This is a genomic window from Stenotrophomonas sp. Steno-C17, assembly GCF_056393165.1.
Genome location: NZ_JBWJPD010000012.1, coordinates 117,957 through 140,591, shown reverse-complemented (window position 1 = coordinate 140,591; position 22,635 = coordinate 117,957). Strand labels below are relative to the sequence as shown.

17 protein-coding genes and 1 riboswitch are annotated in these 22,635 nt (G+C 66.9%); of the genes, 7 read left to right on the top strand and 10 right to left on the bottom strand.

The window, feature by feature from the left end; translation table 11 throughout:
* Positions 1-97: 97 nt before the first annotated feature.
* Both AC06FA_RS12750 and AC06FA_RS12745 read right to left on the bottom strand, forming a co-directional pair.
* Positions 98-2,575 (bottom strand): acyl-CoA dehydrogenase, encoded by a 2,478-nt coding sequence (locus AC06FA_RS12750; RefSeq protein WP_478068625.1) that lies wholly within the window; start codon positions 2,573-2,575, stop codon positions 98-100.
* Positions 2,572-3,489 (bottom strand): alpha/beta fold hydrolase, encoded by a 918-nt coding sequence (locus tag AC06FA_RS12745; protein ID WP_478068624.1) that lies wholly within the window; start codon positions 3,487-3,489, stop codon positions 2,572-2,574. Before AC06FA_RS12745 ends, AC06FA_RS12750 begins: the two co-directional genes overlap by 4 nt.
* A 141-nt stretch (positions 3,490-3,630) precedes the next feature.
* On the opposite strand from AC06FA_RS12745, the gene AC06FA_RS12740 reads away from it, so the two are divergent.
* Positions 3,631-4,233, top strand: a complete 603-nt coding sequence (locus AC06FA_RS12740) for a TetR/AcrR family transcriptional regulator (protein ID WP_079222832.1) — start codon at positions 3,631-3,633, stop codon at positions 4,231-4,233.
* A 139-nt stretch (positions 4,234-4,372) separates the two neighbouring features.
* Here AC06FA_RS12740 and AC06FA_RS12735 read toward each other — a convergent pair whose 3' ends face one another.
* The 3 genes from AC06FA_RS12735 to hslO form a co-directional block, all read right to left on the bottom strand.
* Complete coding sequence (locus AC06FA_RS12735) at positions 4,373-7,267, bottom strand: TonB-dependent receptor domain-containing protein (protein ID WP_478068623.1); 2,895 nt, start codon at positions 7,265-7,267, stop codon at positions 4,373-4,375.
* A 390-nt stretch (positions 7,268-7,657) separates the two neighbouring features.
* Positions 7,658-8,515, bottom strand: a complete 858-nt coding sequence (locus tag AC06FA_RS12730) for an XOO1806 family protein (protein ID WP_478068622.1) — start codon at positions 8,513-8,515, stop codon at positions 7,658-7,660.
* Positions 8,516-8,635: 120 nt separating this feature from the next.
* Positions 8,636-9,529 carry an Hsp33 family molecular chaperone HslO gene (gene hslO / locus AC06FA_RS12725; protein ID WP_478068621.1) on the bottom strand — a complete coding sequence of 298 codons (894 nt, stop codon included), beginning with the start codon at positions 9,527-9,529 and terminating at the stop codon, positions 8,636-8,638.
* Between the two features lie 77 nt (positions 9,530-9,606).
* Here hslO and mtgA point away from each other — a divergent pair, with 77 nt between their 5' ends.
* From mtgA to AC06FA_RS12710, 3 genes are read left to right on the top strand one after another with little or no spacing between them, the layout of a single operon-like run.
* Positions 9,607-10,350 carry a monofunctional biosynthetic peptidoglycan transglycosylase gene (gene mtgA / locus AC06FA_RS12720; RefSeq protein WP_478068620.1) on the top strand — a complete coding sequence of 248 codons (744 nt, stop codon included), beginning with the start codon at positions 9,607-9,609 and terminating at the stop codon, positions 10,348-10,350.
* A gap of 44 nt (positions 10,351-10,394) precedes the next feature.
* On the top strand, positions 10,395-11,414 hold the full coding sequence (locus AC06FA_RS12715; RefSeq protein ID WP_478068619.1) for a glycosyltransferase family 2 protein: 1,020 nt from the start codon (positions 10,395-10,397) through the stop codon (positions 11,412-11,414).
* Positions 11,374-11,805 carry a CBS domain-containing protein gene (locus tag AC06FA_RS12710; RefSeq protein ID WP_312707620.1) on the top strand — a complete coding sequence of 144 codons (432 nt, stop codon included), beginning with the start codon at positions 11,374-11,376 and terminating at the stop codon, positions 11,803-11,805. The genes AC06FA_RS12715 and AC06FA_RS12710 overlap by 41 nt, the downstream gene beginning before the upstream one ends.
* A gap of 632 nt (positions 11,806-12,437) precedes the next feature.
* Here the strand turns inward: AC06FA_RS12710 and AC06FA_RS12705 are convergent.
* The 4 genes from AC06FA_RS12705 to AC06FA_RS12690 all read right to left on the bottom strand — a co-directional run bounded on the left by AC06FA_RS12705 (position 12,438) and on the right by AC06FA_RS12690 (position 17,878).
* Positions 12,438-14,411, bottom strand: coding sequence for an AsmA family protein (locus AC06FA_RS12705; RefSeq protein ID WP_478068618.1), 1,974 nt, complete (start codon positions 14,409-14,411; stop codon positions 12,438-12,440).
* 86 nt (positions 14,412-14,497) lie between these two features.
* Positions 14,498-15,136, bottom strand: a complete 639-nt coding sequence (gene trhA / locus AC06FA_RS12700) for a PAQR family membrane homeostasis protein TrhA (RefSeq protein ID WP_478068617.1) — start codon at positions 15,134-15,136, stop codon at positions 14,498-14,500.
* A 186-nt stretch (positions 15,137-15,322) separates the two neighbouring features.
* Positions 15,323-16,927, bottom strand: a complete 1,605-nt coding sequence (locus AC06FA_RS12695; protein ID WP_478068616.1) for a peptide chain release factor 3 — start codon at positions 16,925-16,927, stop codon at positions 15,323-15,325.
* 66 nt (positions 16,928-16,993) lie between these two features.
* The gene (locus tag AC06FA_RS12690) at positions 16,994-17,878 is read right to left on the bottom strand and encodes a M23 family metallopeptidase (RefSeq protein ID WP_478068615.1); all 885 of its coding nucleotides are present in this window, start codon (positions 17,876-17,878) and stop codon (positions 16,994-16,996) included.
* Positions 17,879-18,027: 149 nt separating this feature from the next.
* Positions 18,028-18,146, top strand: a riboswitch (SAM riboswitch).
* Between the two features lie 75 nt (positions 18,147-18,221).
* On the opposite strand from AC06FA_RS12690, the gene metX reads away from it, so the two are divergent.
* From metX to AC06FA_RS12675, 3 genes are read left to right on the top strand one after another with little or no spacing between them, the layout of a single operon-like run.
* A complete protein-coding gene (gene metX / locus AC06FA_RS12685; protein WP_478068614.1) occupies positions 18,222-19,253 on the top strand; it encodes a homoserine O-succinyltransferase MetX in 1,032 nt (343 codons plus the stop codon).
* Positions 19,250-20,485 carry an O-succinylhomoserine (thiol)-lyase gene (locus AC06FA_RS12680; protein ID WP_478068613.1) on the top strand — a complete coding sequence of 412 codons (1,236 nt, stop codon included), beginning with the start codon at positions 19,250-19,252 and terminating at the stop codon, positions 20,483-20,485. The genes metX and AC06FA_RS12680 overlap by 4 nt, the downstream gene beginning before the upstream one ends.
* The gene (locus AC06FA_RS12675) at positions 20,482-21,549 is read left to right on the top strand and encodes a homoserine dehydrogenase family protein (RefSeq protein WP_478068612.1); all 1,068 of its coding nucleotides are present in this window, start codon (positions 20,482-20,484) and stop codon (positions 21,547-21,549) included. The genes AC06FA_RS12680 and AC06FA_RS12675 overlap by 4 nt, the downstream gene beginning before the upstream one ends.
* A gap of 74 nt (positions 21,550-21,623) precedes the next feature.
* Here the strand turns inward: AC06FA_RS12675 and AC06FA_RS12670 are convergent, their stop codons facing one another.
* Entirely contained in the window at positions 21,624-22,625 is a 1,002-nt protein-coding gene (locus tag AC06FA_RS12670) for an alpha/beta fold hydrolase (RefSeq protein ID WP_478068611.1), read from the bottom strand.
* Positions 22,626-22,635 lie beyond the last annotated feature (10 nt).

Genomic DNA, 22,635 nt, shown 5'->3' with positions numbered 1-22,635 from the left:
GGCACCCCAGTCGAGCAAGCTCGACTCTACGAGGGCGGTGCACAAAAAAAACGGCGGGCCGAAGCCCGCCGTTTTCATGTCCGCATGTTCCAGGCGATCAAGCCGCCTGCGAATGCGGGTCCTTGTGCTGGCGGTCGTAGTAGCTGGCCGCACGCAGTTCGTGGGTGTCGAAGTCGTCCACGGTGATGGTGTCCAGGGTCAGCGTGCGCAGTTCTTCCAGCAGGCTGCGCTCGTCCTGGGTGATCACGCCTTCGGCCACGGCCTCGTCCAGCTGCGCCTTGAAGTCCAGCGCCTCGATGCCCTTGCTCTTCAGCGCCTTCAGGAACTTGCGCTCCACCGGCTCGGCCATGATCGCCTTGCTCAGGTAGCTGTTGATGCGGCCACCCGGGTTGTTCTCGCACGGGGTCAGGAACACGCCACTGGCCAGACGGTCGCGGGCTTCGTTCGGGGCCATCAGCAGGGCGGCCACGCGACGGCTCAGGCGATCGCCCGGGGCTTCGGCACGACGGCCCAGCGGGAAGATCAGGGCCCACATCAGCCAGCCGATCGGACGGATCGGGAAGTTGCGCAGGGCGGCCGACAGCGATTCCTCGATCTTGTGCACGCTGTCATGGAAGGCCCAGGCCAGCAGCGGCTGGTCGGCCTGCGGTGCGCCTTCGTCGTGGTAGCGCTTGAGCATGGCGCTGGTCATGTAGACATGGCTCAGCACGTCGCCCAGGCGGCCGGACAGCGATTCCTTGAACTTCAGCTTGCCGCCGAGGGTCATCATCGAGATGTCGGCCATCAGTGCCAGGTTGGCCGAGTAACGGTCCAGCTTGCGGAAGTAGCGGCGGGTGTAGGCGTCGCCCGGGGCGCCACCGAAGCGGGCGCCGGTCAGGCCGAACCAGAACGAGCGCACCGCATTGGAAATGCCGTAGCGGATGTGGCCGAACAGGCTGCGGTCGAAGTCCTGCAGGCCGGCACGGGTGTCCGGATCCTGCGCGGCCTTCATTTCCTTCAGCACCCACGGGTGGCAGAGGATCGCACCCTGGCCGAAGATCAGCAGGCTGCGGGTCATGATGTTGGCGCCTTCCACGGTGATCGCGATCGGCGCGGCCTGCCAGCTGCGGCCGGCGAAGTTGCGCGGCCCCAGGATGATGCCCTTGCCGCCGATCACGTCCATCATGTCCGAAATCACTTCACGGCTCATGTTGGTGCAGTGGTACTTGGCGATGGCCGAGGGCACCGACGGCACGTCACCACGGTCAACCGCGGCAGCGGTGGCCTGCGACAGCGCGCTGATCTTGTAGGCCTTGCCGCCGATGCGGGCCAGTGCTTCTTCCACGCCTTCGAAGCGGCCCACCGACAGGCCGAACTGCTTGCGGATGCGGGCATAGGCGCCGGTCACAGCGGCACCGGCCTTGGCACCGCCGCTGGCGGTGGAGGGCAGGGTGATCGAGCGGCCCACGGCCAGGCACTCGTTGAGCATGTTCCAGCCCTTGCCGGCCATGGCCGCGCCACCGATCAGCTGGGTCAGCGGGATGAACACATCCTTGCCCTTGATCGGACCGTTCTGGAAGGTCGAGTTCAGCGGGAAGTGGCGACGGCCGATTTCAACGCCGGCGGTGTCGCGCGGCAGCAGGCCCAGGGTGATACCGATATCGCGCGTATCGCCGATCAGGCCATCGGGGTCGTACATGCGGAAGGCCAGGCCGATCAGCGAAGCGACCGGGGCCAGGGTGATGTAGCGCTTGTCGAAGGTCAGCTTGACGCCGAGCACCTGCTCGCCGTTCCACTCGCCCTTGCAGACGATGCCGTAGTCGGGAATGGAGGTGGCGTCGGAGCCGGCGAACGGGCCGGTCAGGCCGAAGCAGGGCACTTCGCGGCCATCGGCCAGGCGCGGCAGGTACTGGTCCTTCTGTTCCTGGGTGCCGTAATGCACCAGCAGTTCACCCGGGCCCAGCGAGTTCGGCACGCCCACGGTGGAGCTGACCACCGACGACACCGAGGCCAGCTTCTGGATCACCTTGTGGTGGGCCAGCGCGGAGAAGCCCAGGCCGCCATATTCCTTCGGGATGATCATGCCGAAGAACTTGTTCTTCTTGATGAAGGCCCACAGTTCCGGCGGCAGGTCGGCGTGGACATGTGTGATTTCCCAGTCGTTGACCATCGTGCACAGTTCTTCGACCGGGCCATCCAGGAAGGCCTGTTCTTCAGCGGTCAGCTGCGGCTTGGGGTAGTTCAGCAGGATGTTCCAGTCCGGATCACCGGTGAACAGCTCGCCTTCGAAACCGACCGAACCGGTTTCCAGTGCGATGCGCTCTGTCTGCGACAGCGGCGGCAGCACCTTGCGGAACACCTTCATCATCGGGCCGGTCAGCAGCGGCTTGCGGATGAACGGCAGCAGCAGCGGCACGGCAATCACGGCCAGCACGGCAGCGGCCACGATCGTGGCGGTCTGGTTCACGTAGGGCACGAACCAGCAGATGGCCAGCAGGGCCACGCTGATCAGCGTCCAGGTAACCAGCCGCATGCGGTGGTAGGCGACGAACGCGCCTGCCAGCAGCAGGGCGAGGAAGGGAAGAACGATGCTCATGAGCGTGCTCCGGTGACGTGCTCGTTTGTGACGGACGAAGCTGCGGCATCCACCGCAGGCAACACGTCCAGATAGTCCAACACAGTAGCGGTAAAGGCGTCGTTGTCATCACCGGCGACCATGTGCGTGGCCTGCGGCAACTGTACGTGGCGCGCATGCGGCGCCAATGCCAGGAACTCGGCCACGGTCTGTGGCGTGACCAGATCGCTGCGACCGCCACTGACCAGCAGCAGCGGGCATTTCACCTGGCGCGCGGCCTCGGCCAGCGCGCCCTGGTGCTGTTCGCTGTCGCGGGCCAGTTCGGCCACCAGCCGCGGGTCCCAGTGCCAGCGCCAGCGGCCGTGGCCGTCCTCGCGCAGCAATGCGCGCAACGACGCTTCGGATTTGCGCGGGCGGTGCGGCAGGTAGCCGGCAATCACATCGGCCGCGTGTGCCAGCGAGGCGAAACCGTCGGGGTGGGCGGTCATGAAGGCCAGGATGCGCTCCACGCCGGCGGTATCCCAGCGCGGGGTGATGTCCACCAGCACCATGGCCGAGAACAGGCCGGGCCAGCGCGCTTCGGCCAGCAGGCCGAACAGCCCGCCCATCGAAGCGGCCACCAGCACCGGCGGGCGCGGCTGTTCGCCGGCCAGCACGATCAGGTCATCGGCAAACTGTTCGCCGTGATAGGGCACATCGGCCGCGTTCCAGTCCGAATCGCCGTGGCCGCGCGCATCGTAGGCCAAGGTCTGCAGACCGGCGGCGGACAGAGCGCGGGCGGTGGTATTCCAGGCGTGGCGGGTCTGGCCGAAGCCATGTGCGAACAGCACCCGACCGCGCCGTCCGCTGTGGTTGGCAGTGGCAGCCAGATGGGCGCCATGGGCGGCCTCCAGGCGCAGATCGGTGTACGCGGCAGCGGCAGAGGGTGTGACCATACTTGATAGTATGGATCGGCCGTGGCGGAAGTCAATACTGCTGGGTATGGTGCGCTGCGGAACGCCCGTTGGCGGGGGGAAAGACGGTTACTGGCGCAACGGCATACTGCAACGAACCCCGGCGTATGGTTAAATCAGCCCATGAATCAACCTGACGCTTCTGCCGGCGAACCGCGCGCCGGCCGCAACAGCCGCCTGAGTGCCGAAGACTGGGCCCAGGCGGCCCTCGACCTGATTGCTGAACAAGGCGTGGGCGCCGTCGCGGTGGAGCCGCTGGCGCGCCGTCTTGGCGTTACCAAGGGCAGCTTCTACTGGCACTTCCCCTCGCGCGACGCGCTGCTGCAGGCGGCGCTGGAACGCTGGGAACTGTTCGAGCAGGAACAGGTGTTCGGCAGTCTGGAAGATGTGCCTGACCCGCGCGCACGCCTGCGCCAGCTGTTCCAGATGGTGGCCCACGAAGTGCAGCCGCACATCATCTACAGCGAGCTGTTGAAGGCGCTGGACCATCCGATGGTGCGGCCGGTGATCGACCGCGTTTCGCAGCGTCGACTGGACTACCTGGTCGCCTCGTTCCGCCAGGCAGGGCTGAGTTCCACCGATGCCCGCCATCGCGCGCGGCTGGCCTACGCCGCCTATGTCGGTTTCCTGCAGCTGTCGTTGCAGCTGCAGCAGCCCAAGCAGGCGCGCGAAGACTTCGAGGCCTATGTCGAGCATCTGATCGAGACACTGATCCCGAACGGCTGATCCCGGAAGGGTCGACAGGCGCTGGCCAAAGGCCGTGGCATTGCCACGGCCTTTTTCGTCGCGCGTTGCAAGGAACAGAAACAGAAACGGGGCCCCGAAGGGCCCCGTCCTGGTGTTTTACGCTACGAACAGGCCTCGATCAGAAGCGCTGACGGTACTCCATGTACATGTAGCGCCCCGGGGTGTCGTACTGGTAGTCGAAGGAGTTGGCGAAGGCCTGGGTGGCCACCGGCGGTTCCTTCTCGAACACGTTGTTCACGCCCACCGACACGGTGCCGTTCCACGGCAGGTTGTAGCGCAGCTGCAGGTCGTGGTAGGTGGTCGCCGCCAGGTGGTTGCGCGGATCCACTGCGCCGTCGCGGCCGATGCGGTCCGGGTTGCTGCACAGGTTGGCCACGCCCGGGTAGGCGCAGTCTTCTTCCAGACCCGAGAAGTAACGCACGGTCCAGCTGGCACCGAAGTCACCGTAGGTCCAGGTGGTGGTCAGGTTCGAACGGATGCGCCAGGTCGGTGCGCTCTGCGAGTACAGGCCCACTTCCGACGGATCCCATTCCGATTCCGGGGTCGCCTTGGTGCGGTACTTGCTCATGTAGACGCTGTCCCACACAAAGGAGAACGAACCGAAGCGGGTATCCGGCAGCTGGTAGCGCATGGTCAGGTCGTAACCTTCCACTTCCAGCTCACCCAGGTTCTGCAGCGAGCGTGCGAAGTAGGTGATGTCGCCCAGCGCGTTGCGGGTGATGCCCGAGTTGGCCACCACGTCGCACCAGCCGCTGTTACCTTCAACGTAGCACTGGTTCAGCATGTAGCCCACGGTCGGGCGGCTGATCACGTCCTTGATGTTGATCTTCCACCAGTCCAGCGACACGTCGAAGCCGGGCACGAAGCTCGGGCTGAACACGATGCCCAGGCTCTTGGAGGTCGAGGTTTCCGGCTTCAGGCCTTCGTTGGAGGTCCACTCGAACGGGTAGGCGGTCTGGCTGTTGTAGCCGTCACGCTGGGTGTAGGCCGGCGAGATGCCAGCCGCGGCGCAGCGGGCGGCCACGGCGGCGGTGCCGATGTACGGGCTGTCGCTGGAGCAGGGATCGCCGTAGGTGTCGTAGGACTGGCTGGCGCCGCCGAACAGGTTGGAGATCGACGGGGCGCGGAAGCCCTCGGCCCAGTTACCGCGGACCATCACGTCTTCGATCGGCTTCCACTTGAAGCCGAACTTGCTGTTGATGGTGTCACCGAAGTTGCTGTAGTCCGAACGACGGGTGGCGGCGCTGAATTCCAGCGACTTGGCACCCGGCAGGTCCTTCAGCAGCGGCACGGCCAGTTCCAGGTAGACGTCGGTCAGGTCGTACGAACCGGAGGTCGGCTGGCGGGCGTTGCCCGAGCTCAGGCCGGCCGAGACGAAGGCGTCGGGCATGTCGTAGCCCGATTCCTTGCGGCGTTCGACACCGGCGGCGAAGCCCATCATGCCGCCCGGCAGTTCGACGATGTCGCCGGACAGGTTGGCGGTGAACGACTTGGACTTGTTCTGGTACTTGTCCTTGGCGTTGAACAGGATGTAGTCCAGCTGGTCCTGCGGCATGTTGCCGGCGCTGCTGAACGGGTTGAACGGCACGCAGCCAGCAATCACGGCGCCCGGGGCACCGCACTTGACCACGCCATCGGTATCCATGAACGACGCGCCGGTGGCGGCGTACAGGTTACCCATGTTGACGTCGCCGATCTGGGTATCGACCTGGTCGGACACGTTGTAGCTGGCGCCCGCATCCCAGTTGAAGTAGCGGCCGGCCACTTCGAACGAGCCTTCCAGACCACCGTACCAATGGAAGGTCTTGACGTCCTGTTCGTAGAAGCGGTCCTGCTCGACCAGGCGGCGGTTCCAGTTCAGTTCGCGCGCGTTGGCAGTGCCGTTGGTCGGGTTGTAGTAGCTGTCGGCCGACAGGCCCTGGTCACCGCCCAGGTAGCTGCCCGCGCTCAGCGGGTAACCGGCCAGCTGCTGGGCCGAGGTGCGCTGGTTGTACAGGGCATCGGTGCGCAGCGCGATCGAATCGGTCAGGTCATAACGGCCCTGGATGTAGATCGACTTGCGTTCCTGCGGGGTACGCAGGTAGTTGTCGGCGGCGTAGTTGTAGCGGTCGGCGTTGGTGAACGAGTGGTAGTTGGCCAGATTGCGGCCGTCCGCATCATTGTTCACAACGCTGCGCACCAGACCGGCGCGGTCGGCGGTGGCTTCGTCCTCGCTGCCAGCCAGCGTGCTCCACGCATCGTAGTCGTCGGTGCCGACGCCATCGATGGTCATGTCCCAGAAACCGCCCGAAGCGGTCTGGCCGCTGTACTGCGACGCACCCAGGCTGTACACCGGGTCAGCCGAGATCTTGCGCGCGCCGGCCATCACGGCCTTTTCCTTCACGTAGCTCGCGCCGAACACCAGGCTGCTGCGGTCGTTGCTGCTGCCCAGGGTCAGGTCCAGGGCCTGGCGTTCGCCGTCACCCTTGCTGAACTGGCCGTAGTAGACGTGCGCTTCGCCACCGTTGAAGTTGTCGCGGGTGATGATGTTGACCACGCCGGCGATCGCGTCCGAACCGTAGATCGAGGAGGCGCCGTCCTTCAGGACTTCAATGCGCTCGACGATGGCGGTCGGGATGGTGTTCAGGTCGACGGTACCGTCCAGGGCCTGCACCCAGCGACGGCCATTGACCAGCACCAGGGTGCGCTGCGAACCCAGGTTGCGCAGGTCGACGCCGGCCGAGCCGTCGCCACCGTTGTTGAACTGGGTGTTGATCGCTGCACCGTTGGTGGCGATCTGCTGCAGCACTTCGGCCACGTTGGTGCGGCCGGTCTGCTGGATCGCTTCGCGGCTCAGGGTCAGGACCGGCTGCTGGGTTTCCAGGTCAACCGAACGGATGCGCGAACCGGTGACCTGGATGCGATCCAGGTTGGTCGCACCGGTCGCCTCCTGGGCGTGGGCAGTCGCGACGGAAGCACCGGCGACCAGCGCGATGACAACCGCATCGCGCAGCTTGTTGGACTTGAAATTCATTGGCTCTCTCTCTCCAAGGAAATCTTGGCTGGGGTAGTGCCTGTGCGACGGCTCCCAAAAGTGGGTGCCAAAAAACGCAAGGCTGAACCGATAGTAACGAGCCTCTGGAGAAAATTAAAGCTGTGTTAATAATTGTCTCAGTTTTGCTTTCAGTCAAAATATTTTCAGTTATTTCAATGACTTGAAATTGCCTGAAGTTCACGCGGGGTACACCGGCCCCGTTCACCTGGAAAAAAAATTTTCAATTGATATATGTCATGATGTATCCGTGTGTAACAAGTGCGGGTTGCAAGGCGCGGCAGCGACGCACGCAGAAACAGAAAGGGGCACCGCGAGGCGCCCCTTGGCTTGAATGCATTGGCGTGGCCGGATCGTCCGGCCCGGCTGGGATCAGAGATCCTGTTCGTAGCGCACGTACGGCACGGTGCCGTCGTCGTTGCTCTCGTTGCGGGGCGAGAACGGATTCTTGCCACGGCTGATCACGTTTTCCGCACCCACGGTCAGCTGCCCCGACCACGGCGTGCGCCAGGTCAGGCCGATGCCCAGGCCTTCCCACTTGCCGGGCTTGCCGGGGACGTCGACCACGCGGCCGATGATGCTGCCACTGAAATTGCCGTAGCCGGCGCCCAGGCTCAGGCTCTTGCTGTCCCAGCGGTCGACGATGGCCGGCGCGGCATCGGCCAGCGGCACCAGACGCGCCTTGGCGTAGGTACCGGCGATCGACACGAAGCCCTCACGGCCGATGTTGCGCTGGGCGAAGACGGTCAGGTCGTTCTGTTCGGCGCGCAGGGAAGGCGTCTTGTTCGGCGAAGCCAACCAAGCCGGCAGGGTTTCACGGCCGGTACCGGCGGTGATGCCCAGACGGTTGCTGCCGCGGTTCAGCGCGGCCGTGCCGGTGAAGCGACGGTTGTTGGCACCGATCGCATCGTCTTCATCGCCGAGGCTGGCCAGCATGCAATGACTGGCCAGGCCGCTGATGCTGGTGCCACTGCTGCTGTTGCAGAGCAGGCCCAGCGAATCGCCCGAGGACAGACCGAAGGCGGCATCCAGCGAGTTGCGGCCGAAGTGCCAGCGCGCACCTGCCGCCTGTTCGCCGGTGGGTTCCAGGTACAGCAGAGCTTCGACCTTGCCGCTGCCCTTGTTCCAGACCGGAATGACGGTGCGGGTGTCCTTGCTCTGCGCATGCGCGCCCGTGATCGCGCCAAGGGCGATCAGCAGGGCCAGCGGTAGACGCAGGAAGGTACGCATCGGACCAGTTCAGACAGGGGCGGACGACGAAAGTTCCCGCTGGGGCGGGAACTCGATCCTAGGGCGTTTATGAATTCTTAACAAGCCTTGATCCTCCCCAGAACACAAGACCTGCCTGTTTCACTGAAGCCGTTCAGGCGCCGGTACATTCCCCTCGGCACCGTGGAACAGTATGCCGAACTCCGTCAACGGAAAGTGATACTCCTGTCCGCAGAATTCGCAACGCACTTCCACCGCGCCGGTGTCCTCGGCGGCCGCGCGGGCTTCCTCCTCGCCCAGCGATTCGAGCATGGCCGCGACCCGCTCGCGCGAGCAGGAACAGGCGAAGGACAACGGCTTTTCGCCCACCAGCACCGGCTTCTCTTCGTGGAACAGGCGGTGCAGCAGGTCTTCGGCCGGGGTGGCCAGCAGCTCGGCCTTGCCCAGCGTCTCGAACAGCGCGCTGGTGCGCGCCCAGCCATCATCGTCGCCTTCGTCACCGGGCAGCTTCTGCAGCAGCAGGCCGCTGGCGCCGTCGCGGTCGGCCGACAGCAGCAGGCGGGTCGGCAGCTGCTCGGACTGCTGGAAGTAGTCTTCGAAGGCCTCGTCCAGCTCGGCCGCGCTCAGGCCGACCAGGCTCTGGTAGCGCTGCGGTTCGCGCGGGTCCAGGCCCGGGTTTTCAATGGTGATGGCCAGCAGGGCGCCCTCGCCGAGGGTGGACAGGTCGCGTGGCGCATCGCCCCCTTCGGCCAGCTGGGCGATGCCGCGCAGGGTGCCGGCGGCGGTGCATTCGGCGAACAGGGCGCGCAGGGCGGTGTTGCTGCGCAGCTGGATCGACAGGCGGCCGTCGACCTTGGTGTGGCCGGTGAACAGCGCCGAGGCCACGGCGGCCTGGCCCAGCAGTTCAGCGGCGTTGTCCGGATAGACCGCGTGGGACAGGATCTGCTGCCAGGTGGCGTGCAGGCGCACGTGCACGCCGCGGACGCCGGCGTCGGGCAGCAGGAAACGGATCAGGGAATCGGATTGGGCGGTCATCGGCTCACATCGCGCGGAAACAGGGGCGGTTGCCGGATAATGCGCCGACAACCAGATAGAAGAAGGATGCACCAGTAATGGGGGCAGGGGGAGAGCAGGACAAGGTGGCGGCCGGCCCGGTCGCACGGCGGCGCCGCTGGCGCTGGCGGCAGCTGCTGTGGCTGCCGGTGCTGTTTGTGGGGTTCAGCTGCCTGCAGGTGCTGGTGTTGCGTTTCATCGACCCGCCGCTGTCCACGGTCATGCTGTGGCGCTACGGCGAAGCCCTGGGCCAGGCCGACTGGTCGTATCGCCTGCATTACCAGTGGCGTGACCTGGACCAGATGGCCCCCAGCCTGCCCATCTCGCTGGTAGCTGCCGAAGACCAGCGCTTCCCTGACCACAATGGCTTCGACCTGCAGGCCATTGAAAAGGCGCGTGACCACAACGCGCGCGGTGGCCGCCTGCGCGGCGCCAGCACGATCAGCCAGCAGGTGGCCAAGAACCTGTTCCTGTGGCAGGGCCGCAGCTGGGTACGCAAGGGCCTGGAGGTCTGGTACACGGTGCTGATCGAAGCGTTCTGGCCCAAGCAGCGCATCCTGGAGATGTACGCCAACATCGCCGAGTTCGGTGATGGCGTCTATGGCGCACAGGCGGCGGCGCAGACCTTCTGGCGCAAGGATGCCGCTCGCCTGAGCCCGGCAGAAAGTGCCCGCCTGGCGGCCGTGCTGCCGGCACCGCGGCGTTACAACGCGGCCAAGCCGGGCCCCTACGTGCAGCGGCGCGCGGCGTGGATCCAGCGCCAGGCCCGGCAGCTGGGTGGGGCGGGGTATCTGCAGGAGTAGTGCAGCGACGGGCCGCAGGCGTGCCTGCGACGTACAATCCGGGCATGAATCGTGACCGCCTGACGTTCGTCATTGCCGCCCACAACGAAGCGCTTGCGTTACCGCAGCTGCACCCGCGCCTGTGTGCGGTGCTCGACGGCCTGGCCGACGTCGACGGTCATGTGTTGTACGTGGACGATGGCAGCAGCGATGACACCTGGGCGGTGATCAGCGGGCTGGCTGCCGTGGATGCGCGGGTGTCGGCACTGCGCCTGTCGCGCAACTTCGGCAAGGAGGCGGCGCTGACCGCCGGCCTGGACCAGGTGCGCGAAGGCGCCGCGATGATCCTGGACGCCGATGGCCAGGATCCGCCGGAGCTGGTGCCGCAGTTCGTGGCGCGCTGGCGCGAAGGGTTTGACAATGTCTACGGCACCCGGCTGGTGCGCGACGGTGAAAGCTGGAGCAAGCGGACCACGGCGGCGCTGTTCTACCGCGTGATCGGGCGCCTGTCGCCAACGCCGATTCCGGCCGACACCGGCGATTTCCGCCTGCTGTCGCCGCGCGCGCTGGGCGCATTGCGCGAACTGCGCGAACGCCATCGGTTCATGAAGGGGCTTTTCAGCTGGGTGGGCTTCCGCCGGGTGGCCGTGCCCTACCACCGGCATGCGCGCCTGGCCGGCACCAGCAAGTTCAGCCTGTGGCGCTTGTGGAACTTCGCGCTGGAAGGCATCACCGGTTTTTCCACCGTACCGTTGCGTGCGGCCACCTACCTGGGGCTGGCGACGGCGGCGGTGGCGTTCGTGTTCGGCCTGTGGGTGATCGTCAAGGCGGCCCTGTACGGTGACCGCGTGGCCGGCTGGCCGACGATGATGGCGGTGATCCTGTTCCTGGGCGGGGTGCAGCTGATCGCTCTGGGGCTGATCGGCGAATACCTGGGGCGGCTGTACGAGGAGTCCAAGCAGCGGCCGCTGTATCTGGTTGACGCGTGGTTGGCGCCGGGCGTGGCAGAATCGGCCCTGCAACCCACCCTGGGAGGGCAGGCAGATGACGTCGGTACGGCAACTGTTGGACGGCAAGTCCCCTGAAGTACATGCAGTCGCGCCTGGCGCGGCGGTGATCGATGCGATCCGGCTGATGGCCGACAAAGGCATCGGTGCGGTGCTGGTGATGGACGGCCCGCGGCTGGTTGGCATCCTTTCCGAGCGCGACTATGCGCGCAAGATCGTGCTGCGTGACCGCTCCTCGCGCGATACCGCGGTGGCGGAGATCATGACCGCGCAGGTGGTGACTGTTTCGCCGGGCGAGCAGGTGGAGCACTGCCTGCAGCTGGTGACCGATTACCGTATCCGCCATCTGCCGGTGGTTGAAGGCGGGCAGGTGCTGGGGGTGATTTCCATCGGCGATCTGGTGAAGTCGGTGATCGATGCGCAGCGGCGCGAGCTGGATCATCTGCAGCAGTACATCGTGGCGGGGTAGTTTTTCGCTGGCGGGCTTGCAGCCCGCCGGCCCGCTTTTCGAGCCAGAGCCGGAGCCAGAGCCAGGGCCAGAGCCAGAGCCAGAGCTTCAGAGCAGCGCCTTGCTGATGCGTGGGGAGGCGGAGGGCATGGCCGTGCAGGACACGCGGTAAATACGTCCATGTAGCTCGTAGGCGCCGTCCTTGGCGCCTACGGTCCTGCACGGCCATGCCCTCCGCCTCAGGACACGTCCCTGCGAGCGCGGTGCGTTTCAGTGCCAATCATCCGCTTCTGCCGACCACCCGCTTCTGCCGATCATCCGTTTCTGCCAATCATCCGCTTCTGGTAGGTGCCAACCTTGGTTGGCACAGCTTTTGATTTTGATTTTGATTTTGATTTTCCGCTCTCGTTCCGCGCGCTGGAAACTGTCGGGAGTGGGGCGGGTGGGCCAGGCAGGACCGCAGGCGCCAGGGGCCCGAGGCATGCCTCGGGCGGGTTGGGCAGGACGCCCAACCCCGGTCTTGCCGTGCGCGAAGGACAGCGCGCACGAGCAAGGCGCCTACGAGCCCCCATGGATGGGTTTACGGCGTGTCCTGACTGGCCCACCCGCCCCACTCCAACCAAGATCAACAGCGGCGCCGCGAACAACCGCTCTTACTTCGCGTACTGCCCACCGCAGTTGGCGTCCTTGCCCGGGCCGGTCTCGATCGTGGCCAGCAGCGCGGCGGGCGGGGCAATGCTGCCCAGCGCCAACGCCACTGCACCGCGCAGGCCCAGTGCCTTGAAGTCCGGGCGGAACGATGGATCCTTGAAGGTGCCGCCGATGCGCAGCGGCGAGCGCAGCACCAGGATGCTCTTGTCTTTCGGGCGCGGCCGCAGCAGCAGGTCCAGCGACTCATCGCGCAGGCTCACGGTGCCCTCGCCAATGACGATGGTGTCGGTGGTGTCCACCGCCAGCGCGCGGCTGGTCATCAGCCCATCGCGCACGCCGAAATCGGCGAAGGCACACCGCAGCGGAATCTGCCGGTCACCGGTGAACAGGAATTTCACCGATTCGGTGATGTCCAGGCCAGCCAGCTCCATTACCAGGTTGCCGACGTGGCCGCGGCCCATCGCCACGCCCACGTCGCCGCTGCTGCCCCCCAGCATCGCGGCGATGGAATTGCCGCGGCCGCTCAGGTCGATCTGGCCGCTGATGCCACCCTTGGCCTGCTCGGCCAGCTTCGCATCGGGGAACAGATGCCCCAGCTGCACGCCACGCACGCTGGCCTTGAGCGAGGTGGCAATCTGTGGCTGGCGCGCATCCATACGGATCGTGCTGCGGATATCGCCGCCGGCCACGCCGAAGTTCAGCGGGTCCAGCCGCAGTACGCCGTCGTCCAGCAGCAGGTGCGCGTCCATGTCATCCAGCGGCAATGACGGCGCGTTGATGCGGTGCGCCTTCCAGCGCACGTCGGCATCCATCGCGCGCAGCTTTCCCAGGTTGTAAGGCGCGTCCGGCAACACCCGGCTGCTGGCCGCTACCTGCGCGGCTTCGGCCTTCTGCTCGGCGTTGGCGGTTTCGCCGCTGCCAGTCCTGGGCGGAGCGCCGACAAAGCCGGCCAGATCGTCGAAGTCCAGGCGGCGCGATTCCAGCGTGGCGGTCAGCCGCGGCCGTTCGCGGCCCACTTCGAACTGCAGGTTGCCGCCCAGGTCGCTGTCACCCACCTTGCCGGTGAAGCGCTCGTAGCGCCACACGTTGTGGTCGCGCTTCAGGCGGCCGTTCAACGCATACGGGGGCGACGGAGGAATGGCGATGCCCAGCAGCGGGTAGAGGTCGGCCAGGTCCTGGCCACTGAGGGCGAACTGCAGGTCGAACAGCTGCAGGGCGAATGGATTGGTCAGCGTGCCGCTGGCCACCGCGTGGGTGGCACCGGCACGGCCATCCAGATGGATGCGGAAGGGATGGGCACTGTCGGTCAGCTGCAGGGGCGATTCGGTGCCACCGCTGAGGGTGAATGCATTGCCCTGCCAGCGCCCCTTGCCGGACACCCGCAGCGGCGGTGCCGCGTCGCCCTGGTGCGGCTGGCCACTGCGCACGTTCAGGCGGATATCGGTGCGGCCCCGCACATCGGAAAACTGCAGGCGGCCATCGTCGATGAACAGCCGCTGCAACTGCGGGGGCGTGCCACCGCTGCTGTCACCGAGGAAATCCCAGTTGCCCGGGTCGCCTTCACCGGGGGCGGTCTGCAGCAGCACATCGGGACGGGTCAGGCGCACTTCGGGCAGCTGCACGCTGCCCCGCAGCAGGGGCCAGACCCGCACGTCGATCTCCACGCGATCGGCGCTGGCCATGTTCGGCTGCTTGGCCCAGGTCGCATTGGCGAAGGAGATCGTGTCGGCGCGCACGGTGGTGACGCGGCCCAGATCCACGTCCAGATTGCCGATATGCAGGGCGCGTCCGGTACGTGCCTGCACCGCGCGCTCCACCGGGCCCTTGAACCAGTTCCAGTCCCACAGCGCCAGCAGCAGCAGCAGGGCGGTCAGCAGGAACAACAGCGCGGCCAGCCAGCGCTGGCCGCGGCGGCCGGGGCGGCGCAGGCGCCAGCGACGGTGGGGACGCGCGGCAGGGGCTGGGGCGGTATTCACGCGCCCATGGTTGCCCTGTCATCGTGGACAGGGCGCGAAGCACCCATGTGCACCGTGTGCACAGGGCCACGGACGCAGGGGCGTGCTTACAGCACCTGCATGGTCACGGCCACGAAGTGGCAGACGCTGCCGCCGATCACGAACAGGTGCCAGATCGCATGCGAATAGGGGATCGATTCGCGATGGTAGAAATACGTGCCCAGCGTGTAGGACAGGCCGCCGCCGAACAACCAGGCCAGGGTGCTGCCGTCGATGGAGGCCCACATCGGCTTGATCGCCACGATCACCAGCCAGCCCATGGCGATGTAGATGCCGGTGGACAGCGCCTTGAAGCGGCCGGTGTAGAACAGTTTGAACACCACCCCGCCCAGGGCCAGCGCCCAGATGGCCGTGAACAGACCCCAACCCCAGGGGCCGCGCAGGCCGATCAGGGTGAACGGGGTATACGTTCCGGCGATCAACACATAGATCGCGCAGTGGTCGAACACCTTAAGGCGGCCCTTGGCCGTGGGGTGCTGGATGGCGTGGTAGAGCGTGGACGCGGTGTAGAGCAGCAGCAGGGCGATACCGAACACGATGGCGCTGGCAAGCTGCCAACCGTCGCCGTAGATGGCGGCCAGGGTGATCAGTACGGCGCCGGCGGCCAGCGCGAAGACCGCGCCCAGCCCGTGGGTCAGGGCGCTGGCGATTTCTTCACGGATGGAAGCAACAGTCGTGGAGGACATGGCGATGACGTGGTTCGCGGGGAGGGGGACCCGCAGCCCCCCTATCATCGCCGCGATGGCGGTTGCTTGCACCCCCGCCACCGTATGGTGGGTGAACCGGCGCCCATCCACGCATGGCGTGGATGAACGGAGGTGGCGCTGGGGTCGGAGCCCTTTCCTGGCGGAAAGGGATCCGACCCCGGCCGGTCAGGCCACCGAGACGGTGTGGGCGGCTTCGCGGGTGGCCGAGAAGCGCACGTCCGGCGCGCGTTCCTGCGCCAGCTGCAGGTTCACCCGGGTCGGGGCCAGGTAGACCAGCTGGCCAGCCGCATCCAGGGCCAGGTTCAGCGCGTTCTTCTCGCGGAACTCTTCCAGCTTCTTTTCATTGCTGCAGGTGACCCAGCGTGCGGTGGTCACACTGACCGGCTCGAAGGTCGCTTCCACGCCGTACTCGTCTTTCAGGCGATAGGCGGCCACGTCGAACTGCAGCACACCCACCGCGCCCAGGATCAGGTCGTTGCTGGTCAGCGGGCGGAAGAACTGGGTCGCGCCTTCTTCCGACAGCTGGGCCAGGCCCTTCTGCAGCTGCTTCAGCTTGAGCGGATCACGCAGGCGCGCACGGCGGAACAGTTCCGGGGCGAAGTTCGGAATGCCGGTGAAGGTGACCGCTTCGCCTTCGGTGAAGGTGTCGCCGATGGAAATGGTGCCGTGGTTGTGGATGCCGATCACATCGCCCGGCCAGGCTTCGGCGGCGATTTCACGGTCGCTGGCCATGAAGGTCAGCGCGTTGGCCAGCTTCATTTCCTTGCCGGTGCGCACGTGGAAGGTCTTCATGCCGGCGTTGAAACGGCCCGAGCAGATGCGCATGAAGGCCACGCGGTCGCGGTGCTGCGGGTCCATGTTGGCCTGGATCTTGAACACGAAGCCGGTCAGCTTGTTTTCCTGCGGGGCGATCTCGCGGCCGGTGGTGGCGCGCGCCTGCGGGGCGGGGGCGTGCTCGACGAAGAAATCCAGCAGCGGCTGCACGCCGAAGTTGTTCACGCCCGAACCGAAGAACACCGGGGTCTGCTTGCCGGCGCGGTAGGCGTCCAGGTCGAACGGGTGGCTGGCGCCCTGCACCAGTTCCAGTTCGTCGCGCAGCTCGGCCAGCATCTGGGCGCCGATCTTTTCGGCCAGGCCCGGCGCATCGATGGACGGGAAGATGGTCGAATCCTGGCGGGTGAAGTTGCGGCCCGGTTCGTACAGGTGCACTTCGCCGGTCAGCAGATGCACCACGCCCTTCAGGCGCTGGCCCATGCCGATCGGCCAGGTGACCGGGGCGCACTGGATGCCCAGCACGGTTTCCACTTCATCCAGCAGCTCGATCGGGTCCTTGCCCTCGCGGTCGAGCTTGTTGATGAAGGTCATGATGGGAGTGTCGCGCAGGCGGCACACTTCCATCAGCTTGATGGTGCGCTCTTCCACGCCCTTGGCCACGTCGATCACCATCAGCGCCGAATCCACCGCGGTCAGTACGCGGTAGGTGTCCTCGCCGAAGTCGGCGTGGCCGGGGGTGTCGAGCAGGTTGACGATCTTGCCTTCGTAGGGGAACTGCATCACCGAGGAAGTGACGGAGATGCCGCGCTCCTTTTCCAGCGCCATCCAGTCGGACGTTGCGTGGCGGGCGGCCTTGCGGCCCTTCACCGAACCGGCCATCTGGATCGCGCCCCCGAACAGCAGCAGCTTTTCGGTCAGCGTGGTCTTGCCGGCGTCAGGGTGGGAAATGATGGCGAAGGTGCGGCGGCGCGACGCTTCGTTGGCGACTTCGGACATGGCAGTGGCGCCCGCCCGGGGCGCTTTTCAAAGAGATAAGCGCCCGATTATACCGGCCGCCGCCGCTCAGCGCCCGGCGCTGCCCTCGCCATGGCCTTCGCGGGCGAACTGCAGCTGTCCCTGCGCGGTGAAAATGCGCGCCGGCACCGAGCTCAGGCCCATGCCCCGGTTCACCTGGACCACGAAGTGCAGGTGCGGGGCGGTGCTGAAGCCGCTGTTGCCCGACAGCCCGATCGGCTGCCCGGCCTGCACCGCCTGGCCGGGCCGCACGCGCATGCCGCCGGCCTGCAGGTGCGCGTACAGCGCCATGCTGCCGTCGCTGTGCAGCACGCGGATGAAATTGGCCCGGTTGCCATCACGCTGGCGGTCCTGGCCGTTGTGGTGGAAACCGTCCTGGACCTGCATGACCGTGCCCTCGCGCGCCGCCAGGATCAGCGTTCCTTCGGCCAGTGCGAAATCGACCGCATCGCGGTTCTCTTCGTCCTGGTGGCTGAAGCGCCCGTTCGGCGCCTGGTCCACGCGCAGGTGCGCCGCTTCGAAGGGCAGGCGATAGGCCACGTCCTCGGCCTGCGCCGACGGCGCGCCCGGTACGGCGTTCATGCGCACTTCCAGGGCGCGTCCATCGGTCGGGGCCGCCAGGTGGCCGACCACCAGCGTGCCGCCACCCTGCACCAGTGACTGCACCGGCAGCCCGTCGATGGACTGGCCGGGCGCGGGGCGCAGTTCGATCTGCAGCGGGCCGGCCAGCGGATTGTCGATCCGTGCCTGCCATTGCTCGCCCACGGGTTGCAGGCGCAACTGTGCCAGCGGCGCGGCCGAGGGCGCCGCCGCGGGTGCTGCGTGGGTCGGACCCGCCGGCACCAGACCCCAGCCTTGCCGCCAGTCGCTGGCGTCGGCAATGGGAGCGCCCAGCAGGGCAAACATCAGGCAGCACAGGGCCGGGCGTGGCATCGGCGGTTCCAGCGGCAGGGGGCGGCGGGACTGTAGCCGATCCTGAACGGCAGTGACGGTACTGCTTCCCGGTTCGCTGCCGGGGATTCATTCATCGCTTTATCCGCATGAAGGGATTGACATGCCCGGAATCCGCTGGCATCGTGGTTCCACCATCGAGACCGGCAGAGGGACAGGCCCTTTGAAGCCGGGGCAGCCCGCAGGCATGCAAATGCCGGCGTAGGTGCCAAATCCTGCGGGGACCGTGGCGTCCACCGAAAGATGGTTCGAGCGTGCACCGCCGGTGCATCTTGAACGCGAGCCCCGCGAAGGCTCGATGGCCGATTCCCAACTGGATCCCGCCATGAGCTTCGCCCCCAGCACCGTGCTCCGCCCCGAACCCTTTGCCCCCGTCAGCGTGCCGGTCGATGACCGCGTGCACGCCGAGCGCGGCGAGTTCGCCGCCGTGCTGTCGATGCGCCACGCCGGGCCGTGCCCGGTGCGCCTGCGCTACGAATGGGTGGGCCCGGCCAATGCGCCGGTGGTGGTACTGGCCGGCGGCATTTCCGCGCACCGCCATGTAGCCAGCAACCCGCAGTTCAGTGAAAAGGGCTGGGCCGAAGGCCTGGTCGGCGCCGGCCGCGCGCTGGACCCGCAGCAGCTGCGCGTGCTGGCCTTTGATTTCATCGGTGCCGATGGCGCGCTGGACGTGCCGATCGACACGGCCGACCAGGCCGACGCGCTGGCGCTGCTGCTGGACCATCTGGGTGTGCGCACGCTGAAGGCGTTCGTGGGTTACTCGTATGGCGCACTGGTCGGCCAGCAGTTCGCGGTGCGCCACCGTGCGCGGGTGCGCCAGCTGGTGCTGGCCAGCGGTGCCCACCGCCCGCATCCCTATGCCGCCGCGTGGCGCGCGCTGCAGCGCCGTGCCGTTGCATTGGGCCAGCTGCAGTGCGGCGAAGACCATGGCCTGGCCCTGGCCCGCCAGTTCGCGATGCTCAGCTACCGCACCCCGGAAGAATTCGGCGAACGTTTCGATGCGGCGCCGGAAGTGATCAATGGGCGCGTGCGGGTGGCCGCCGAAGACTATCTGGATGCAGCCGGTGCTCAGTACGTGGCGCGCACTCCGGTGACCGCCTATCTGCGTCTGTCCGAATCGATCGACCTGCACCGGGTGGACCCCGCCGCCATCCTGCCGCCCACCGTGGTGGTGGCCGTGGAAGGCGACCGCCTGGTGCCGCTGGACGATCTGGTCAGCCTGGTCGAGGGCCTGGGCCCGCGCGGCAGCCTGCGCGTGCTGCGCTCGCCCTATGGCCACGATGCCTTCCTGAAAGAAACCGATCGCATCGACGCGATCCTCGCTACCGCCTTCCGCACTTCTGGAGAGTCCGCATGAGCCTGCACGCCAACGAGCCGTCCTGTAGTCGCACCACCGCCGCGGTCCGCGCCGGCATTGATCGCGATACCGCCCACGGTGCGGTGACCCCGCCGATCGTTCTGTCCTCGAACTTCAGTTTCGAAGGCTTCGGCAACAAGCGCCAGTACGACTACACGCGCAGCGGCAATCCGACCCGCGACCTGCTGGGTGAGGCACTGGCCGAACTGGAAGGCGGCGTGGGCGGTGTGGTCACCGCCACCGGCATGGGCGCGATCAACCTGGTGCTGAATGCGCTGCTGCAGCCTGGCGATACCCTGGTGGTGCCGCACGACGCCTACGGCGGCAGCTGGCGCCTGTTCAACGCGCTGGCCAAGAAAGGTCACTTCGATCTGGTCACCGCTGACCTGACCGATCCGCGCGCGCTGGCCCAGGCCCTGGCCACCCAACCGAAGCTGGTGCTGATCGAAACCCCGTCCAACCCGCTGCTGCGCATCACCGACCTGCGCTTCGTGATCGATGCCGCGCACAAGGCCGGCGCATTGGTGGTGGTGGACAACACCTTCCTGTCGCCGGCGCTGCAGCAGCCACTGGCCTTCGGCGCCGATCTGGTGCTGCATTCCACCACCAAGTACATCAACGGCCATAGCGATGTGGTCGGCGGTGCAGTGATCGCACGCGATGCGGCCGTGCACGAGCAGCTGGTGTGGTGGGGCAACGCGCTGGGCCTGACCGGTTCGCCGTTCGATGCGTTCCTGACCCTGCGCGGCCTGCGCACGCTGGACGCGCGCCTGCGCGTGCACCAGGAAAACACCGCGTCCATCGTCGGTCTGCTGGATGCGCATCCGGCCGTGGCGCGGGTCTACTACCCGGGCCTGGCCGATCACCCCGGCCATGCCATCGCCGCCCGCCAGCAGAGCGGTTTCGGCGCGATGCTGTCGTTCGAACTGGCCGACTGCGAAGGCGACGATCCGCATGCGGCAGTGCGTGCGTTCGTGGATGGCCTGCGCTGCTTCACCCTGGCCGAATCGCTGGGCGGGGTGGAAAGCCTGGTCGCGCACCCGGCCACCATGACCCATGCCGCGATGACCGGCGAGGCCCGTGCAGCGGCGGGTATCAGCGAGGGCCTGCTGCGTCTGTCGGTGGGGATCGAGGCCGAGCGTGACCTGCTGGCCGATCTGGACGCGGCGCTGCAGCGCGCGGCCGCTGTGATCGAGCATGCCGCCCGCCGCAAACAGGTGGTGGATGCATGAGCGCAGTCGCCGCTGAAGTACCCGCCTTCGGCGCGAGTCGGTTGGCACTGCTCGGCACCGGTACGGTGGGCACGGCGTTCGTGCAGCGCTACCAGGCGCTGCAGGCGCGTGGACTGCCGCTGCCCGGCGTGCAGTGGCTGGCCAATTCGCGCACCGCACTGGCGATCGATCGTGATCTGGCGGTGCCGCTGGAACTGGCGCGGCGTGCGCCACGCGACGGCCAGGGCGCGCCGCGCTGGGCCGGTACCGATGGGCTGGAGCGGGGCGATGTGGTGGTCGACGCCACCGCCAGTGAAGAGGTGGCAGCACGCCACGTGCAGTGGCTTGCGCGGGGTGTGCATGTGGTGACCGCCAACAAGCTGGGCCGCGGTGCGCAGTTGGCGCGTGCCCAGGCCATTGCCAGCAGTTGCGCCGACAGTGGCGCACGTTACGGCGACAGTGCCACGGTAGGTGCGGGCCTGCCGCTGCTCAGCAGCCTGCGCGCGCTGGTGGCCGGCGGCGATCACATCCATGCCATCGAAGGCGTGCTGTCCGGTTCACTGGCCTGGCTGTTCCATCGCTACGACGGCCAATCGCCGTTCTCGGCTGCGGTACGCGAAGCGCTGGCGGCGGGCTACACCGAGCCGGACCCGCGGGTGGACCTGTCCGGTGAAGATGTGCGGCGCAAATTGTTGATCCTGGCCCGCAGCAGTGGTCTGGCACTGGATGCGGCACAGGTGCAGGTGGACTCGCTGGTGCCTGCCGCGTTGGCAGAGCTGCCGCTGGAACAGGCACTGGCTGCACTGCAGCAGCTGGATGCGCCGCTGCAGGCGCGCTGGCAGCAGGCGCAGGCGCAGGGCCGCGTGCTGCGCTTTGTCGGCCGCGTGGATGCACAGGGGGCACAGGTGGGCCTGCGCGAGCTGGCTGCCGATCACCCGTTGGCGCAGGGCGCTGGCACCGACAACCGCGTGGCCATCCACAGCGACCGCTATCGCCAGCAACCCCTGCTGATCCAGGGGCCGGGGGCGGGCGCCGAAGTGACGGCCGCCGCCCTGCTGGACGATGTGCTGCGTATCGTGGGTTGAAGGATCGCCGGGCATGGCCCGGCGCTACCCGGATCTCGCAACAGTAGCGCCGGGCCATGCCCGGCGGAACGCCATCAACGCGTCTTCAATGCCTTCAGCAACGCCGCGTTGAACTGCTTCGGATCCTGCACCTGCGGCGAGTGCCCCAATGCGGCGAATTCGACCAGCGTTGCCCCAGGAATCGCCGCTGCGGCGGCCTTGCCCAGCGCCGGGTAGTTGCCCAGGGTGGCCTTCAGTTCCGCCGGTGCCTGGTCGCGGCCGATCGCGGTGCGGTCCTTCTGCCCGATGAACAGCGTGGTGGGAACCTGCACGTTCTTCAGCTCGTAGACCACCGGCTGGTTGAACACCATGTCCGAGGTGAGCGCCTGGCTCCAGGCCACCGCCTGCTTGCCGGGGCCTGCATACATGCCCGACTGCATGCGTGCCCAGGTCTCGTAGGCCGGCTTCCACTTGCCGTCGTAGTAGACGTCCAGCTGGTAGCGGCGGATGCTGTCATAGCTGATGTTCATCTCACCGGCGTACCAGGCATCGACGCTGCGCCACGGCACGCCCAGCGCCTTCCAGTCTTCCAGCCCGATCGGGTTGACCAGCGAGAGGCTGCGCAGGTCCTGCGGGTAGGTCAGTGCGTAGCGCACGCCCAGCATGCCGCCCATGGAATGGCCGACCAGGTGCACCGGCAGGTCGCCCAGCTGCAGGTGCTGCAGCAGGGCGTGGGTGTTGGCTGCCAGCTGCCCGAACGAGTACTGGTAGCGCTCAGGCTTGCTGGATTTGCAGAAGCCCACCTGGTCCGGGGCAATGACCCGGTAGCCGGCGGCCACAAGCGGCTTGATCGTTTCTTTCCAGGTGGCGGCGCAGAAGTTCTTGCCATGCAGCAGCACCACCACGCCGATCGGCTTCTTCTTCGGCGCGATGTCCAGGTAGGCCATTTCCAGCGGCTGCTGCTGCGATTCCAGGGTGAAGGTCTTTACCGGGTAACCGTAGTCGAAGCCTTCCAGCCGCGCGCCGTAGGTAGGCGGCGGCGCGGCCAGCGCGGACAGGGGCAGACAGGCAAGCAGGGCAGCAGCGACCAGGCGCATGGGGTTCTCC

Bases quoted from the DNA above. Each gene is read 5' to 3' on its own strand.
- AC06FA_RS12750 (WP_478068625.1), bottom strand. From the start codon at position 2,575: ATGAGCATCGTTCTTCCCTTCCTCGCCCTGCTGCTGGCAGGCGCGTTC.
- AC06FA_RS12745 (WP_478068624.1), bottom strand. From the start codon at position 3,489: ATGGTCACACCCTCTGCCGCTGCCGCGTACACCGATCTGCGCCTGGAG.
- AC06FA_RS12740 (WP_079222832.1), top strand. From the start codon at position 3,631: ATGAATCAACCTGACGCTTCTGCCGGCGAACCGCGCGCCGGCCGCAAC.
- AC06FA_RS12735 (WP_478068623.1), bottom strand. From the start codon at position 7,267: ATGAATTTCAAGTCCAACAAGCTGCGCGATGCGGTTGTCATCGCGCTG.
- AC06FA_RS12730 (WP_478068622.1), bottom strand. From the start codon at position 8,515: ATGCGTACCTTCCTGCGTCTACCGCTGGCCCTGCTGATCGCCCTTGGC.
- hslO (WP_478068621.1), bottom strand. From the start codon at position 9,529: ATGACCGCCCAATCCGATTCCCTGATCCGTTTCCTGCTGCCCGACGCC.
- mtgA (WP_478068620.1), top strand. From the start codon at position 9,607: ATGGGGGCAGGGGGAGAGCAGGACAAGGTGGCGGCCGGCCCGGTCGCA.
- AC06FA_RS12715 (WP_478068619.1), top strand. From the start codon at position 10,395: ATGAATCGTGACCGCCTGACGTTCGTCATTGCCGCCCACAACGAAGCG.
- AC06FA_RS12710 (WP_312707620.1), top strand. From the start codon at position 11,374: ATGACGTCGGTACGGCAACTGTTGGACGGCAAGTCCCCTGAAGTACAT.
- trhA (WP_478068617.1), bottom strand. From the start codon at position 15,136: ATGTCCTCCACGACTGTTGCTTCCATCCGTGAAGAAATCGCCAGCGCC.
- AC06FA_RS12695 (WP_478068616.1), bottom strand. From the start codon at position 16,927: ATGTCCGAAGTCGCCAACGAAGCGTCGCGCCGCCGCACCTTCGCCATC.
- AC06FA_RS12690 (WP_478068615.1), bottom strand. From the start codon at position 17,878: ATGCCACGCCCGGCCCTGTGCTGCCTGATGTTTGCCCTGCTGGGCGCT.
- metX (WP_478068614.1), top strand. From the start codon at position 18,222: ATGAGCTTCGCCCCCAGCACCGTGCTCCGCCCCGAACCCTTTGCCCCC.
- AC06FA_RS12680 (WP_478068613.1), top strand. From the start codon at position 19,250: ATGAGCCTGCACGCCAACGAGCCGTCCTGTAGTCGCACCACCGCCGCG.
- AC06FA_RS12675 (WP_478068612.1), top strand. From the start codon at position 20,482: ATGAGCGCAGTCGCCGCTGAAGTACCCGCCTTCGGCGCGAGTCGGTTG.
- AC06FA_RS12670 (WP_478068611.1), bottom strand. From the start codon at position 22,625: ATGCGCCTGGTCGCTGCTGCCCTGCTTGCCTGTCTGCCCCTGTCCGCG.